Below are 13,031 nucleotides of genomic sequence, written 5' to 3' on the forward strand. Positions count from 1 at the left end.
GGGCGACATGAACATCCTTTTGCTTGGCGGCGGCGGCCGCGAACATGCGCTGGCGTGGAAGCTGGCGCAATCGCCCCGGCTCGATACGCTCTATGCCGCGCCGGGCAACCCCGGCATAGCCCAGCACGCGACATTGGTCGACCTTGCCGCGACCGATCATCGCGCCGTGCTGGATTTCTGCACCCGCCATTCGATCGGGCTGGTGGTGATCGGCCCGGAAGCGCCGCTGGTCGATGGCCTCGCCGACAATCTGCGCACCATGGGCGTGCCGGTATTCGGCCCCGGCAAGAAGGCTGCGCAACTCGAAGGGTCAAAGGGCTTTACCAAGGATCTGTGCAAACGCGCGAACATTCCGACCGCTGCCTATGTCCGCGTCACGTCCAAGGATGGCGCGATTGCCGCGCTGGACGATTTCGCGCTGCCGGTGGTGATCAAGGCCGATGGCCTCGCCGCGGGCAAGGGCGTGATCATCGCCGAAACGCGCGATGAAGCGCTGGACGCGCTCGACACCATGTTCTCCGGCGCGTTCGGCGCGGCGGGCGAGGAAGTGGTGCTGGAAGAGTTCATGAGCGGCGAGGAAGCCAGCTTCTTCGCGCTGACCGACGGCACCGCCATCCTGCCCTTTGGCTCTGCGCAGGATCATAAGCGGGTGGGCGATGGCGACACCGGACCGAACACCGGCGGCATGGGCGCCTACAGCCCGGCCCGCGTCCTGACCCCGGAACTCGAAGCCCAGGTGATCGAAACGATCATCAGGCCGACCGTCGCCACCTTGGCCGCAGAAGGCATGCCCTACTCAGGCGTGCTCTATGCCGGGCTGATGCTGACCGATCAGGGGCCGAAACTGATCGAATATAATGCCCGCTTCGGCGATCCCGAATGTCAGGTGCTGATGATGCGCTTCGACGGCGATCTGGTCGACCTGCTGCTCAGCGTCGCCCAGGGTACGCTGGCCAGCCAGGGACCAGTCGCGCTGGCCGATCGCACCGCTCTCACCATCGTCATGGCTGCCAAGGGCTATCCCGGCACCCCGGAAAAGGGCGGCGCGATCAGCGGCGTCGACGCGGCGCAGGCTGGCGGCGCACTGGTGTTCCACGCTGGAACCGCCGATCAGAACGGCACGCTGGTCGCCAATGGCGGCCGCGTCCTCAATGTGACTGCCACCGGCGATACGGTCGGCGCGGCGCAGGCGGCAGCTTACGCCGCAGTCGACGCCATCGACTTTCCCACCGGCTTTTGCCGCCGCGACATCGGCTGGCGCGAAGTCGCCCGCGAACAGGCATGAAGCCTTGCCGTCCGGGGCGACACCTATTTACATAGGCACGGCATAATCACGAAAGGCAGCGCGCGATGCAGGAATTTTTCATGGACTATGGCCTGTGGCTGTTGATCGGGCTGCTGGTGATCATCGGCCTCGTCTTTCTGCTGTCCGGCAAGGACAAGGCGCAGGACGCCCCGCAAGACATCGCACCCACGCCGCCCGCCCAGACCCCGCCTGCCGCTCTGGTGGAGCCGACACCCGCGCCCCCCATCGCCGCGCCGGTCGAACCCGTGGCCGCGCCGACAGCACCGATAGCCCCGATCGCGACTGCCCCCGAACCAGCGCCGGAACCCATGCCGGTCTCACCCGCCGCCACGGCCGCACCGGAAGGCGACGACGACCTGCTCCGCCTCAAGGGCGTGGGACCAAAGCTCAAGACATTGCTGATCGAACTCGGCGTCACCCGCTTCGCCCAGATCGCCGCCTGGACCGACACGGACCTCGCCGCGATCGACGCCAAATTGGGCAATTTCAAGGGCCGCCCGGTCCGCGACCAGTGGATCGACCAGGCCAAATATCTCGCCGCAGGCGACATCGCCGGCTTCGAAGCCAAATATGGCAAGCTGTAAGAATCGTTCTAGTGATGCGCGACTGATCGCAGTCTAAGCAGCGCGGGCCGGAACAGTGTCCGGCCCGATTGGCGCTGACGCAGAACGCATCGCCGCCCTACTGCCGACGAACCGCTGGACCAGCGCATGGCGTGCCGTCAACTTGCTGGCAACCGCCAGCAGCAGAAGCGACAGGACAAACATGGGGAGAGTATCTGCTCCCGCCATCATCAACACCGCCATCACAAGGGGATGCCACAGATAGAAGAACAAACTGTCCCGCCCGAGCGCATTGAGGGGCGCAAACGACAGTCGCAAGGCTGACAAGCGCGGCAACAGTGCGATCAACCCCAGGCACATCAGCAACCGCGCAGGCACGAAGGCCAGGTCGTTGTCGCTACCTTGGAGGGTGCTCCACCATATCATGCCCAACGCACCGGTCAGCAATACCACCCCCAGATAACGGCTCGGCAACCCTCGCTCCGCCACCAGCATTCCGAAGAAGAAATAGACAGGAAAGCGCAGGAAGCGATTGTCGGGCGACAACAGACTGTCGCCGATCGCGCCATGCCCCAGTCCAAAACTATACATGATCGCCAGACTGATCGGCGTCCCGACGGCAAGCAACTGGAGCGGCGAGAAAGGCACCAGTCGCGTCACCAGGATCAGGAAGAACAGGACCGGTATGTACCAAAGGTGAAATGGCGGACGCAGCAGTAACTCGATCGGCAGGGTCCAACTCACTGTCCAGCCGCTAACCAGTATATATATGAGTAGCGCGACCATCCATGGCAGCAGAATGCGATTGGCATAGCGACCAAAAATTCGCTCTGGCGGATCATGTCGCGTGCGGATGACATTGAGCAGATAGCCCGAAATGCCTATCATCAACGGCATGCGAAAACCCGCACCGACCCACATCGCCAGATGCGCCTGATGGGTCAGTTCCATGGCATGCCCTGCCATGACGAATAGAATCAGCACCCCTTTAATCAGGTCCACAGACGGATTTTTCGTCACCTGATAGCCCTATGTCCCCGATAATCTGGATAGAAACTGGCTACCGCCCTTGTCTTAAACATCCCGTTAAACGACACGCACAGACCAATTCTTTCGATGGCTTTTGCCCAACTGCAAATGCGTTCAAGACTGCCAGGATGGCCCTGAAGCGTCCCCTGAATTGGACGTTGGATGCGCGTCACACGCCCTCTGGTTCGTGGGGAGCAGTTCCGTCCACCGCGCGATCATCCTCTCTGCGGGGGAAAATGACATCGCCAACGGTCAGCGCCTGCAATTAGCCGCCCAATATCTCCCGCGCGCGCGGCGCAAGCCGTTCTGTTGCGGCTGCGTGGATGCCGGGCGCGGCGCATAGCAGGCCAAAGGCGGTTGGCCGGGGCCGGTTGAACAGCAATGGATCGCCCAGCGCATCGGTCACCATCGCGCCCGCCTCCTGACAGATGATCGCGGCGGCCGCTATGTCCCATTCATTGCCCCAGCGCACCGTGGCGACCAGATCAGCCTCATCGGCGGCAACCATCGCCATGCGCAACGCGATGCTGTTGGGCTTTTCGACCATCACCAGATCATTGTCGTTACGCGGCAATTGTTCGGCTGGCACCCGCGCGCCGGTGAGAAGCGTGCGCGATCCCGCGCGCAACGTCCGCCCATTGCGGGTCGCCCCATGCCCGGCCTGCGCGATCCAATATTCGTTGCGGGCAGGCGCGGCCAATATCCCCAGCCGCACCGCGCCATCCTCGACCAGCGCGACCGACACCGCCCAGCCGCGTCGTCCGCGCAGATAGTCGCGCGTGCCGTCGATCGGATCGACCACCCACACCCGCGACACGCCCAGCCGATGCACGGTATCGGCCGTCTCCTCCGACAGCCATCCCGCCCCCGGATCGATCGCGCCGAGCGAGGCGCGCAGCAGGCCGTCGACTTCCAGATCGGCATCGCATACCGGGTGGCCCGGCACTTTTTCCCACTGGCGCACGCGCGTTTCGCCACCCGCCCATAGCGCCAGCGCATGATCGGCCGCATCAGACACGGCCCCCACGATCGCGCGCAGGTCGATATCAGCCCCCGGCAACGGTCATCCCGTCAACGCGTAGCGTCGGCACATTCATGGCATAGCGGAAATGCAGGTCATTGGCGGGTATCAGGGAACGGAACATCGCCTTCAAATTGCTGGCGATGGTGATTTCGGACACCGCGTTGGTCACCGCGCCATTTTCGATCAGGAAGCCAGCCGCCCCCCGGCTATAATCGCCAGTGACGCCGTTGACGCCCATGCCGATCAGTTCGGTGACATAGATGCCGCGCTTCACGTCCGCCATCAGGTCGCCGGGGGATATGCTGCCCGGCTCCATATGGACGTTGGTGATGCTGACCCCCGGCGCGCCGCTGCCGCCACGGCTGGCATGGCCGGTCGGTTCCTGTCCCAACTGGCGTGCCGACGCACTGTCCATCAGCCAGCCGGTCAGCACCCCCTTGTCGATCAGCGCGCGCCGTTCGACCGGCAGCCCTTCGCCATCGAACGGGCGCGATCGCAGCCCGCGCGCCAGCAACGGATCGTCGATGATGGTGACGTTCGCGTCAAACAGCGCCTCGCCCAGCGATTCGAGCAGGAAACTCGATCGCCGCGCAATCGCCGGGCCGACCATGCCGCCAATCAGGTGCCCCACCAGGCTGGAACCAATGCGCGGATCGAAAATCACCGGCATCACGCCGCTATCGACCTTGACCGGATTCAGCCGCGCCACCGCCCGCTGGCCCGCCCGCACGCCGACCGCCTCGGCCTGGTCCAGATCTTCCAGATGACGCGCGCTGTGGCTGGCATAGTCGCGCTGCATGTCCGATCCGCTGCCCGCCAGGACGCTGGCCCAGGTCGAATGGCTGGTTGCGCCATAGGCGCCCGCAAAACCATGGCTGGTCGCCAGCGCAATCTGGCTACGCCCGCTCGACGCGCCCCCGCCCTCGCTATTGGTGATGCCCGGCACGGCGCGCGCCGCGTCCTCCGCCATCATCGCGCGTTCGCGCAGCGCAGCGGGTTCCGGCTCCTCGCTATCGGTCAGGTCCAGCGCGGGCGGGCGCTTCTTCATCAGCCGGTCTTGCGGGGCAAGGCCCGCATAAGGATCTTCGGGCGCCTCGCGCGCCATTGCCACCGCCCGGTCGACCAGCGTGCCGAGCGTTGCGGGGTTCATGTCAGACGCGGAAATGCTGGCCGACCGGTTGCCGATGAACACGCGCAGGCCGATCTCCTCGCCCTCCGACCGCTCGATATCCTCCAGCGCGCCAAGCCGCACCGATATGTTGGTGGAGGCATTGCAGGCATAGATGGCGTCGGCTGCGTCCGCCCCCGCCTTGCGCGCGGCGCTCACCAGATCCTGCGCGCGCGACTGGGCTTCTTCTAGGCTGAGCATGGAGGCAAGCTATTCCCGAAACGAAAAAACAATGGGTCGGCCTTACGCGCTTGGCTCGCGCGGGGCAACGCCCGCCAGCCAATGGTCGAGCAAGTGCCACGCCACCGCCATGCGCGGCGGCGCGATGAAGGGTGCGTCCGGCTCCCCGGCCATCGCCGCACGCACGCCATCGGCATCGCACCAGAAGGCGTCCTCAATCTCGGTCGAGTCCAGCGTCAGCGCGTCGCCCGCTGCCTGCGCGACGCAGGCGATCATCAACGACGACGGGAAGGGCCAGGGCTGGCTCATCACATAGCGCACGCCATGGACGCGGATACCCGCTTCCTCGAACAATTCGCGCGCCACCGCTTCCTCGATCGTCTCGCCCGGCTCGATAAAGCCCGCGAGCGCCGAATAGCGTCCTGGTGGCCAGGCATGCTGGCGGCCCAGCAGCACCTTGCCCTCATATTCCGCCAGCATGATCGACACCGGGTCCACGCGTGGAAAATGCTCCGCCTGACACGCCCCGCACTGGCGCGCCCAGCCTGCCTTGACCGGCGCAGTCCGCCCGCCGCAGACCGCGCAGAAGCGGTGGCGCACGTGCCAATGCAGCAAACTGCGCGCTGTCCCGTAAAGCGCCAGTTCCTGCGCTGACACTTGCCCTGCCAATGCCCGGCTACGGGGCGTCGCTCCCGAACCGCTCGTCAATTCGACCAGCAATTCAGCGAAGATCGGTCGTCCCGCCGGATCGACGCCCAGCAGCACATGATCCTCGACCATCGCGCCGCCATCGATCGGCTCCAGCACCAGCGCGCCATCGACCTCGACCGGCTCCAGCCCGTCCAACACCAGCACGCGCGCTGCCGGATCGGCAAATGTCTCCGCCAGCAACGCAGGGTTCGAGCGGATATGGTCGACACGATCGAGCGTGCCGCCGACAAAGCCGGGCGGGTCATCGAGCCGGGGGTCAGTGCCGTGCATCCGCATCCTTCTCCTTCAACACCGCCTGCGCCGCGCGGGCGAATAAAGTGGGCAGGCCCGCATCGGCAATGCGTTCGACCGGCCACCATTCGCCTGCGCCGGACGGGACATGATCCTGCTCCACATGGGTGGTATGAACGGTCAGCGCCAGTGAGAAATGAGTAAAGACATGGGCAACCGGATCGGCCAGCGTCCGCCAGTCCCCGGCAAAAGGTGGCGCGGCGTCGGGTTCAGCGCTCCAGTCGGAACTGGGCAATGCCCGCATCCCGCCCAGCAGCCCCTTGTCCGGACGGCGCACCAGCCAGACATGACCGTCCGCCCGCTCGATCCACCAGCCATGACCGTTACGATGCGGCCGCGTCTTCTTGGCCGCCTTGACCGGATAGGCGGCGGGGTCAGCCGTGCGCACTGCCGCACAATCGTCCCGCAACGGGCAGATGCCGCACGCCGGATTACGCGACGTGCAGATGGTCGCGCCCAGGTCCATCATCGCCTGCGCAAAATCCCCCGCCCGCGCATCGGGCGTGATCGCATCCGCTGCCGCGCGGATCGCCGGGCGGGCCGCTGGCAATGGCGTATCGATGGCAAACAGCCGCGCCACCACCCGCTCGACATTGGCGTCCACCACCACCGCGCGCCGCCCAAAGGCGATCGCCGCGACCGCAGCGGCGGTATAGGCGCCCACCCCCGGCAGGGCGCGCAACCCCTCCTCCGTATCGGGGAAATGCCCGCCATGATCGCGCACCACCGCACGCGCGCAGGCCAGCAGGTTGCGGGCGCGGGCATAATAGCCAAGCCCCGCCCAGGCCGCCATCAGATCGGCATCGTCTGCCGCCGCCAGTGCCTCTATGCTGGGCCAGCGCGCCGTGAATTTCGCGAAATAGGGGCCGACCGCCGCCACCGTCGTCTGTTGCAGCATGACTTCGGACAGCCAGACCCGATAGGGGTCGGTCGCATTGGCGCCGGGCAGCGCGCGCCAAGGCAGGCGCCGGGCATGGACATCATAATGGGCCAGCAGGTCGGCTGCTATTTTTACCCCGTCTTTTACCATGTCACCCTCGACGCGCATGGCGGCGCTATGCCATGGTGCGGCCCATGACGGAACGCCCCCCGACACCCAAAGTGAAAAGTCGCGCCATTCCTGCGGCGGAGCGGCCGCGCGTCGGCGGATCGCGGCGAATCGCCGATCTGATGCCCGACATTGGCCGCGCCGCCTTCCGCAAGTTCGGCTTCGTCCAGTCGAGCATCGTCACCCGCTGGTCGGAAATCGTCGGCAGCCATTATGCCAGCATTTCCGCACCCGAATCGATCCGCTTCCCGGTCGGGCAAAAGGCTGGCGGCACGCTGCAACTCACGGTCATGAGCGGCCATGCGCCGATGGTCCAGCACATGGTGCCGGACATCATCGAACGGGTGAACCGCTTTTTCGGCTATGCCGCCGTGGCGAAAGTGGCGATGCGGCAGGGCGAAATCATGCCCAGTCCCGCCGAGCGCCGCCCGCCGCCCCGCAATCTCAAGCCCATTCCGGTCGAACTGGGCGATTCGCTGCGCGACATTGGCGACCCGGAATTGCGCACGGTGCTGGAATCGCTGGCGCAGGGACTTGCCAACAGCAGCGGCCTGCCCAAAATCGGATAATCGTTCGGCTGGCGTTCAGCACCAGTCATTAACTGGACTTGGCTCATGAAAAAGCTGCTTTCCCTCGCCCTTCTCGCCCTCCCCGTCGCCGTCCTGGCCGCGCCCGCCGCCAACTGGGTCGACCGCGTCACCGTCTCGGCGATCGGCGGCCATGCCATGGGCAATCCCGCCGCGCCTACAAAGCTGGTAGAATATGTCAGTTACACCTGTAGCCATTGCGCCCATTTCGTCGGCGAAGCGAGCGCCCCGCTCAAGGCCGATTATGTCAAAAGCGGCAAGGTCAGCGTCGAAGTGCGCAACGCCGTGCGCGACAAATATGACCTGACCGCCGCGCTGCTTGCCCGCTGCGGCGGCCCGGCGCGCTTCATGGGCAATCATGAAGCGCTGTTCGCCAATCAGGATGCGTGGATGGAACAGCTGCTTGCCTATGATCGGGACGCGGTGAAGCCGACCGAACAGATTGCGGCGCTACGCGACATCGGCCAGAAAACAGGCCTCTACACGCTGATGGCCAAGCGCGGCTACACGCCCGCCCAGTTGAATGCCTGCATCGCCAGCCCCATGGCGATGAAGCAGGTCATGGCGATGACCGACGAGGCATGGAACAAGGTGAAGATCAACGGCACGCCCGGCTTCACCATCAACGGCGCGCTGGTCGCCGGATCGGACTGGGGCAAGCTCCAGGCTGCATTGCCCCCCGTCGCCCGCTGATCTAATAAAGCCGTCAACCCGCCCATAATCGGAGTCTTGCCCGTCGTGAAAGCCTTGTCCGGTGTCGTCCTTATCGCCCTGTCCCTCACCCTTGCCGCCTGCGGCAAGAGCGAAGAGGGCGCCGCGCCCAAGGGCGAAGCCATTGCCGCCGTCGCGCCGCCAGCGGGCACCAGCTGGTCGGAAACCATCGCGGCGACGCCAGAGGGCTATTTCGTCATGGGCAATCCGGCGGCCAAGCTGAAGCTGGTCGAATATGGCTCCTACACTTGCAGCCATTGCCGCGACTTTTCCGTCGAAGCGTCGGAGGAGATCAAGAAGCTAGTCGACACCGGCAAGATGAGCTTTGAATTCCGCACCTATGTCCGCGACCCGATCGACATTTCGACCGCGCTGCTTGCCCGTTGCGGCGGCAAGGACATCTTCTATCCCCTGTCCGAACAGTTTTTCGCGAACCAGAACGCGATGTTCGAAAAGGCGCAGGCTCTGGGCGACCAGCCCTATCAGGCGTTGATGAGCGCCCCGCCGGCACAGCGTTTCGGCCGGCTGGCCGGTGCGCTGGGCCTGATCGATTTCGCCAAGCAGCGCGGCATTGCCGAAGATCAGGCGAAACAATGTCTGGCCGATACCGGGGCAGCCGAAAAGCTGGCCAAGGGCGTCGAAACAGCCAACAGCCAGTATCAGATCACGGGCACGCCCAGCTTCCTGATCAACGGCGTGCTGGTCGACAATGTCGCCAACTGGGCGACGCTTCAGCCCAAGCTCAAGGAAGCAGGCATCTGATTGCGCGTCGGGGGGCGGACATCAGCGCCTGAGCGCATGAAGGCGGGGGCGGCCGCACGCCTCCCCTGCGCGGCCTTGTTCTGCGCCGCATTGCGGCCTTGGCGCAGACAACAGCAATGCAGATAAAGCGGCTCAAGCTTTCCGGCTTCAAAAGCTTCGTCGATGCGACCGAATTGCGCATTGAACCCGGCCTGACCGGCATTGTCGGCCCCAATGGCTGCGGCAAGTCCAACCTGCTGGAAGCCATACGCTGGGTCATGGGCGAATCCAGCGCCAAATCCATGCGCGGCGGCGGCATGGAGGATGTGATCTTCGCAGGCACCGCCACCCGGCCCCAGCGCGATTTTGCCGAAGTCTCGCTGCTGACGGTGCAGGAACAGGGTGAGCTTTTTTCCGCCGTCGATATAGGCCCGGACGGCGAACTGGAGGTCACCCGGCGGATCGAGCGCGGCGCAGGCAGCGCCTATCGCGCCAATGGCCGCGACGTGCGCGCCAAGGATGTGTCGCTGATCTTTGCCGACGCCGCCACCGGCCCGCACAGCCCGGCGCTGGTCAGCCAGGGCCGAATCGCCGCCGTCATCGCCGCCCGGCCCCAGGAGCGGCGCGCCATGCTGGAGGAAGCGGCCGGGATTGCGGGCCTGCATGTCCGACGCAAGGACGCCGAGCAGAAACTGCGCGCGGCCGAAACCAATCTTGCCCGGCTCGCCGAAATATTGCTCGACATGGACGCGCGCGCCAATGCCCTGCGTCGTCAGGCCCGCGCCGCCGAACGCTATATCCGCCTGTCCGATCAGATCAGGGTCGCCGAAGCGCGCGCCCTTTTCGCTCGCTGGCGTGAGGCCCATGCCAGCGCCGAAACCGCCCGCGCGCAGGCGAAAGAGGCTGAGGCCGCCGTCGCCGCCGCGCAGGACGCGCAACTCGCTGCCGCCGCGCATGCCCAAGCCGCGCTGGCCGCGCTGGCCGAGCGTCGCGCCGCCGCCCAACGCGCGCGCGATGACGCCAGTGAGGCTGGCCATCGCCTCGCCACGCTGCGCACCGAGCGCGACGGCGTGGTCCGGCGGCTGCATGATCTGGCCCAGCAGGCCGCCCGGCTGGACGAGGATCGCGCGCGCGAAGGCACGCTCGCCAATGACGCCGCTGACGCCATCGCGCGCCTTACCGCCGAAATCGCGAGGTTGAAGGCGCGCATCGCCGAAACCGAAAAGCTGCGCCCCGATTTCGCCAGCCGCATCGCCAGCGCCGAGGACAGCGCCCGCGACGCCGAACTGGATCTGGCCAAGGCGATGGCAAAGCAGGCAGGCGAGCAGGCCGAACTGCGCGTCGCCGAAGCGGCGCTGGTGGCCGCGCGCAACCGGCTGGAGCGCGCGGAACGCGAGGTTCAGCGCTTGAGCGGCGAAGCCGCCGCCCTGCCCGACCCCGCACCGCTGGAAGCGCAGCGCGCCGCCGCCATCGCTGCGCAGGAACAGGCCAACGTCGCCCGCGATGCCGCAGAAGCCGCGATCCATGCCGCCGAAGCCGCGCGCCAGTCGGCAAGCGAGCAACGTGCCTCTGCCGAAGGCGCGCTCTCCGCCGCGCGCGCCGCACTCGCCGCGCTCGACAGCGAAGCGGCTGCGCTCAAACGCGCGGTAGATAGCGGTCCCGGCGGTCGTACCCGTGCGCTCGATCAACTCAAGGCCGCGCCAGGCTATGAACGCGCTTTGGCTGCTGCGCTGGGCGACGATCTGGAAGCGCCGATCGCCCCCGACGGCAAGCGCCGCTGGGCCGGCGCGCCGTCGCTGATAAGCGACCCCAAACTGCCCGACGGCTGCGCGCCACTCGCCGCCCATGTCACCGCCCCGCCCGAACTCGCCCGCCGTCTGGCCCAGATTGCGGTCTCCGACAGGGATGAGGGCCAGCCCCTTGCCGTGGGCCAGCGCCTTGTCACCCGTGATGGCCAGTTGCGCCGCTGGGACGGCTATGTGGCGATGGAAGGCGGGGCTGCGGCGGCGGAACGACTGATCCGGCTCAACCGGCTGGAGGCGATCGCCGCGAACCGCCCCGCCGTCCAGGCGCAGGTCGATGCCGCCAGCACCGACCAGCAGCAGGCCAAGGCGCGCGAACAAAGTGCCAGCGAATCGCTCGCCAGCGGCCGCACCCAGCTTGCCCAGGCCGATCAGGGCTTGCGGATCGCGCTGCGCAGCGCTGACGAGGCGACCACTGCGCTGGAACGGCTGGCCGGGCGGCGCGAAGGGATTGAGGAGCGATTGGCCGAGGCGCGGCGCGACGCCGATGCCGCCCGCGCCGATCATGACAGCGCGCAATCGGCCCGCGCCGCCATGCCCGACGGCGCGCACACGCGCACTCTGGTCGCCACGCTGGCGCAGGCGAGCGAAAAGGCGCGCGCCATCGTCAGCCAGCTACAGGCCGATCAGGCCCTGGCCGACCGTGCCCTGTCGAGCGACCGCGAACGGCAAGCCGCCGCCGATGCGGAGATCAAGGGCTGGCGCGCCCGCGCGGGCGAAGCGGCCAAACGCATCGCCGCCATGGTCGCACGTGGCGACGAGATAGCCACCGAACGCGCCACCATCGCGGGCCAGCCCGACGCGCTGGCGCAGGCCATCGCCGCGCTGGACGATCAGGGCGCGACGCTGACCGCTGCCGCCGATGCTGCCCGCCATGCCGAGCAGGACGCCGAAGCTGCCTTGCGCCAGGCCGAGCAGCGATCCGCACAGGCTGGCGAATTATTCGCCGCTGCCCGCGAAGCGCGCGCCACCGCCACGGCCCGCGCCGAATCCGCGGATGAACGGCGGATCGAAACCAACCGGCTGTCGGGCGAACGTTTCGAATGCCCACCCCCGCTCTTGCCCGAAAAGCTGGGCTTTGCCAGCGCCGACATCCGCCTCGCCCAGACCGAACAGGCCGACCATGACCGCTTCACGGCCGATCGCGAGCGGATTGGCCCGGTCAATCTCGTCGCGGCGCTGGAACTGGAGGAACTGGAGCAGGTGCAGGCCAGCAGCCGCGCCGAAAGCGAGGAACTGACCCAGGCGATCCATCGCCTGCGCGGCTCGATCGGCAGCCTCAACCGCGAAGGCCGCCAGCGCCTGCTCGCCGCGTTCGAGGCGGTCGACGCCCACTTCCGGCGCCTCTTCACCACCCTGTTCAATGGCGGTCAGGCGCATCTGGAACTGATCGACAGTGACGATCCGCTGGAATCGGGGCTTGAGATCATGGCCCAGCCACCGGGCAAGAAGCTGGCTGCGCTCACCCTGCTGTCGGGCGGGGAACAGGCGTTGACCGCCGTGGCGCTGATCTTCGGCCTGTTCCTTACCAATCCCGCGCCGATCTGCGTGCTCGACGAAGTCGACGCACCGCTGGACGACGCCAATGTCGAGCGCTTCTGCGACCTGCTCGACGCCATGGTCGCCCAGACCCAGACCCGCTACCTCATCGTCACCCACAATGCCGTCAGCATGGCGCGGATGCACCGCCTGTTCGGCGTCACCATGGTCGAACGCGGCGTCAGCCGCCTCGTTTCGGTCAACCTCCAGAGCGCCGAAGCCTTGCTGGCGGCCGAGTGATTTTTGTAGTTACAAAAATTCTTGACGAATTTCTGTAGTTATGCAAAATGGCAAAGCGTTTTTGTCCACCCTGGAGCGCGTCGCGTAACTA

Annotated in this window: 11 protein-coding genes; 6 read left to right on the forward strand and 5 right to left on the reverse strand. The window is 66.4% G+C overall.

What is annotated here, in order from left to right:
• Window positions 1–7 precede the first annotated feature (7 nt).
• The gene (gene purD / locus AC07X9_RS12350; protein WP_017182952.1) at window positions 8–1,285 is read left to right on the forward strand and encodes a phosphoribosylamine--glycine ligase; all 1,278 of its coding nucleotides are present in this window, start codon (window positions 8–10) and stop codon (window positions 1,283–1,285) included.
• Window positions 1,286–1,350: 65 nt separating this feature from the next.
• Window positions 1,351–1,890, forward strand: a complete 540-nt coding sequence (locus tag AC07X9_RS12355; protein WP_017182951.1) for a helix-hairpin-helix domain-containing protein — start codon at window positions 1,351–1,353, stop codon at window positions 1,888–1,890.
• Between the two features lie 33 nt (window positions 1,891–1,923).
• Here the strand turns inward: AC07X9_RS12355 and AC07X9_RS12360 are convergent, their stop codons facing one another.
• From AC07X9_RS12360 to mutY, 5 genes are all read right to left on the reverse strand, one after another.
• Window positions 1,924–2,889, reverse strand: coding sequence for an acyltransferase family protein (locus tag AC07X9_RS12360; protein ID WP_241763633.1), 966 nt, complete (start codon window positions 2,887–2,889; stop codon window positions 1,924–1,926).
• Between the two features lie 274 nt (window positions 2,890–3,163).
• Complete coding sequence (locus AC07X9_RS12365; protein ID WP_017182949.1) at window positions 3,164–3,958, reverse strand: 3'(2'),5'-bisphosphate nucleotidase CysQ; 795 nt, start codon at window positions 3,956–3,958, stop codon at window positions 3,164–3,166.
• On the reverse strand, window positions 3,945–5,291 hold the full coding sequence (locus tag AC07X9_RS12370) for a TldD/PmbA family protein (protein ID WP_017182948.1): 1,347 nt from the start codon (window positions 5,289–5,291) through the stop codon (window positions 3,945–3,947). Before AC07X9_RS12370 ends, AC07X9_RS12365 begins: the two co-directional genes overlap by 14 nt.
• 42 nt (window positions 5,292–5,333) lie before the next feature.
• Window positions 5,334–6,251 (reverse strand): NAD(+) diphosphatase, encoded by a 918-nt coding sequence (nudC, locus tag AC07X9_RS12375; protein WP_026002355.1) that lies wholly within the window; start codon window positions 6,249–6,251, stop codon window positions 5,334–5,336.
• Window positions 6,238–7,320 (reverse strand): A/G-specific adenine glycosylase, encoded by a 1,083-nt coding sequence (gene mutY, locus AC07X9_RS12380; RefSeq protein WP_086485776.1) that lies wholly within the window; start codon window positions 7,318–7,320, stop codon window positions 6,238–6,240. The genes nudC and mutY overlap by 14 nt, the downstream gene beginning before the upstream one ends.
• Window positions 7,321–7,346: 26 nt before the next feature.
• On the opposite strand from mutY, the gene AC07X9_RS12385 reads away from it, so the two are divergent.
• The 4 genes from AC07X9_RS12385 (at window position 7,347) to AC07X9_RS12400 (ending at window position 12,940) form a co-directional block, all read left to right on the forward strand.
• A complete protein-coding gene (locus tag AC07X9_RS12385) occupies window positions 7,347–7,889 on the forward strand; it encodes a DUF721 domain-containing protein (protein ID WP_026002354.1) in 543 nt (180 codons plus the stop codon).
• Between the two features lie 45 nt (window positions 7,890–7,934).
• Window positions 7,935–8,600: a thioredoxin domain-containing protein gene (locus AC07X9_RS12390; RefSeq protein WP_017182944.1), complete on the forward strand. Its 666-nt coding sequence runs from the start codon at window positions 7,935–7,937 to the stop codon at window positions 8,598–8,600.
• A 45-nt stretch (window positions 8,601–8,645) separates the two neighbouring features.
• Entirely contained in the window at window positions 8,646–9,380 is a 735-nt protein-coding gene (locus AC07X9_RS12395; protein ID WP_026002353.1) for a thioredoxin domain-containing protein, read from the forward strand.
• Between the two features lie 116 nt (window positions 9,381–9,496).
• Window positions 9,497–12,940, forward strand: a complete 3,444-nt coding sequence (locus AC07X9_RS12400; RefSeq protein ID WP_017182942.1) for a chromosome segregation SMC family protein — start codon at window positions 9,497–9,499, stop codon at window positions 12,938–12,940.
• Window positions 12,941–13,031: the final 91 nt, after the last annotated feature.

Source organism: Sphingobium sp. GW456-12-10-14-TSB1, from assembly GCF_059424385.1.

Coding starts and splice junctions, on each gene's coding strand:
- purD (WP_017182952.1), top strand. CDS start 8: ATGAACATCCTTTTGCTTGGCGGCGGCGGCCGCGAACATGCGCTGGCG.
- AC07X9_RS12355 (WP_017182951.1), top strand. CDS start 1,351: ATGCAGGAATTTTTCATGGACTATGGCCTGTGGCTGTTGATCGGGCTG.
- AC07X9_RS12370 (WP_017182948.1), bottom strand. CDS start 5,291: ATGCTCAGCCTAGAAGAAGCCCAGTCGCGCGCGCAGGATCTGGTGAGC.
- nudC (WP_026002355.1), bottom strand. CDS start 6,251: ATGCACGGCACTGACCCCCGGCTCGATGACCCGCCCGGCTTTGTCGGC.
- mutY (WP_086485776.1), bottom strand. CDS start 7,320: ATGCGCGTCGAGGGTGACATGGTAAAAGACGGGGTAAAAATAGCAGCC.
- AC07X9_RS12385 (WP_026002354.1), top strand. CDS start 7,347: ATGACGGAACGCCCCCCGACACCCAAAGTGAAAAGTCGCGCCATTCCT.
- AC07X9_RS12390 (WP_017182944.1), top strand. CDS start 7,935: ATGAAAAAGCTGCTTTCCCTCGCCCTTCTCGCCCTCCCCGTCGCCGTC.
- AC07X9_RS12400 (WP_017182942.1), top strand. CDS start 9,497: ATGCAGATAAAGCGGCTCAAGCTTTCCGGCTTCAAAAGCTTCGTCGAT.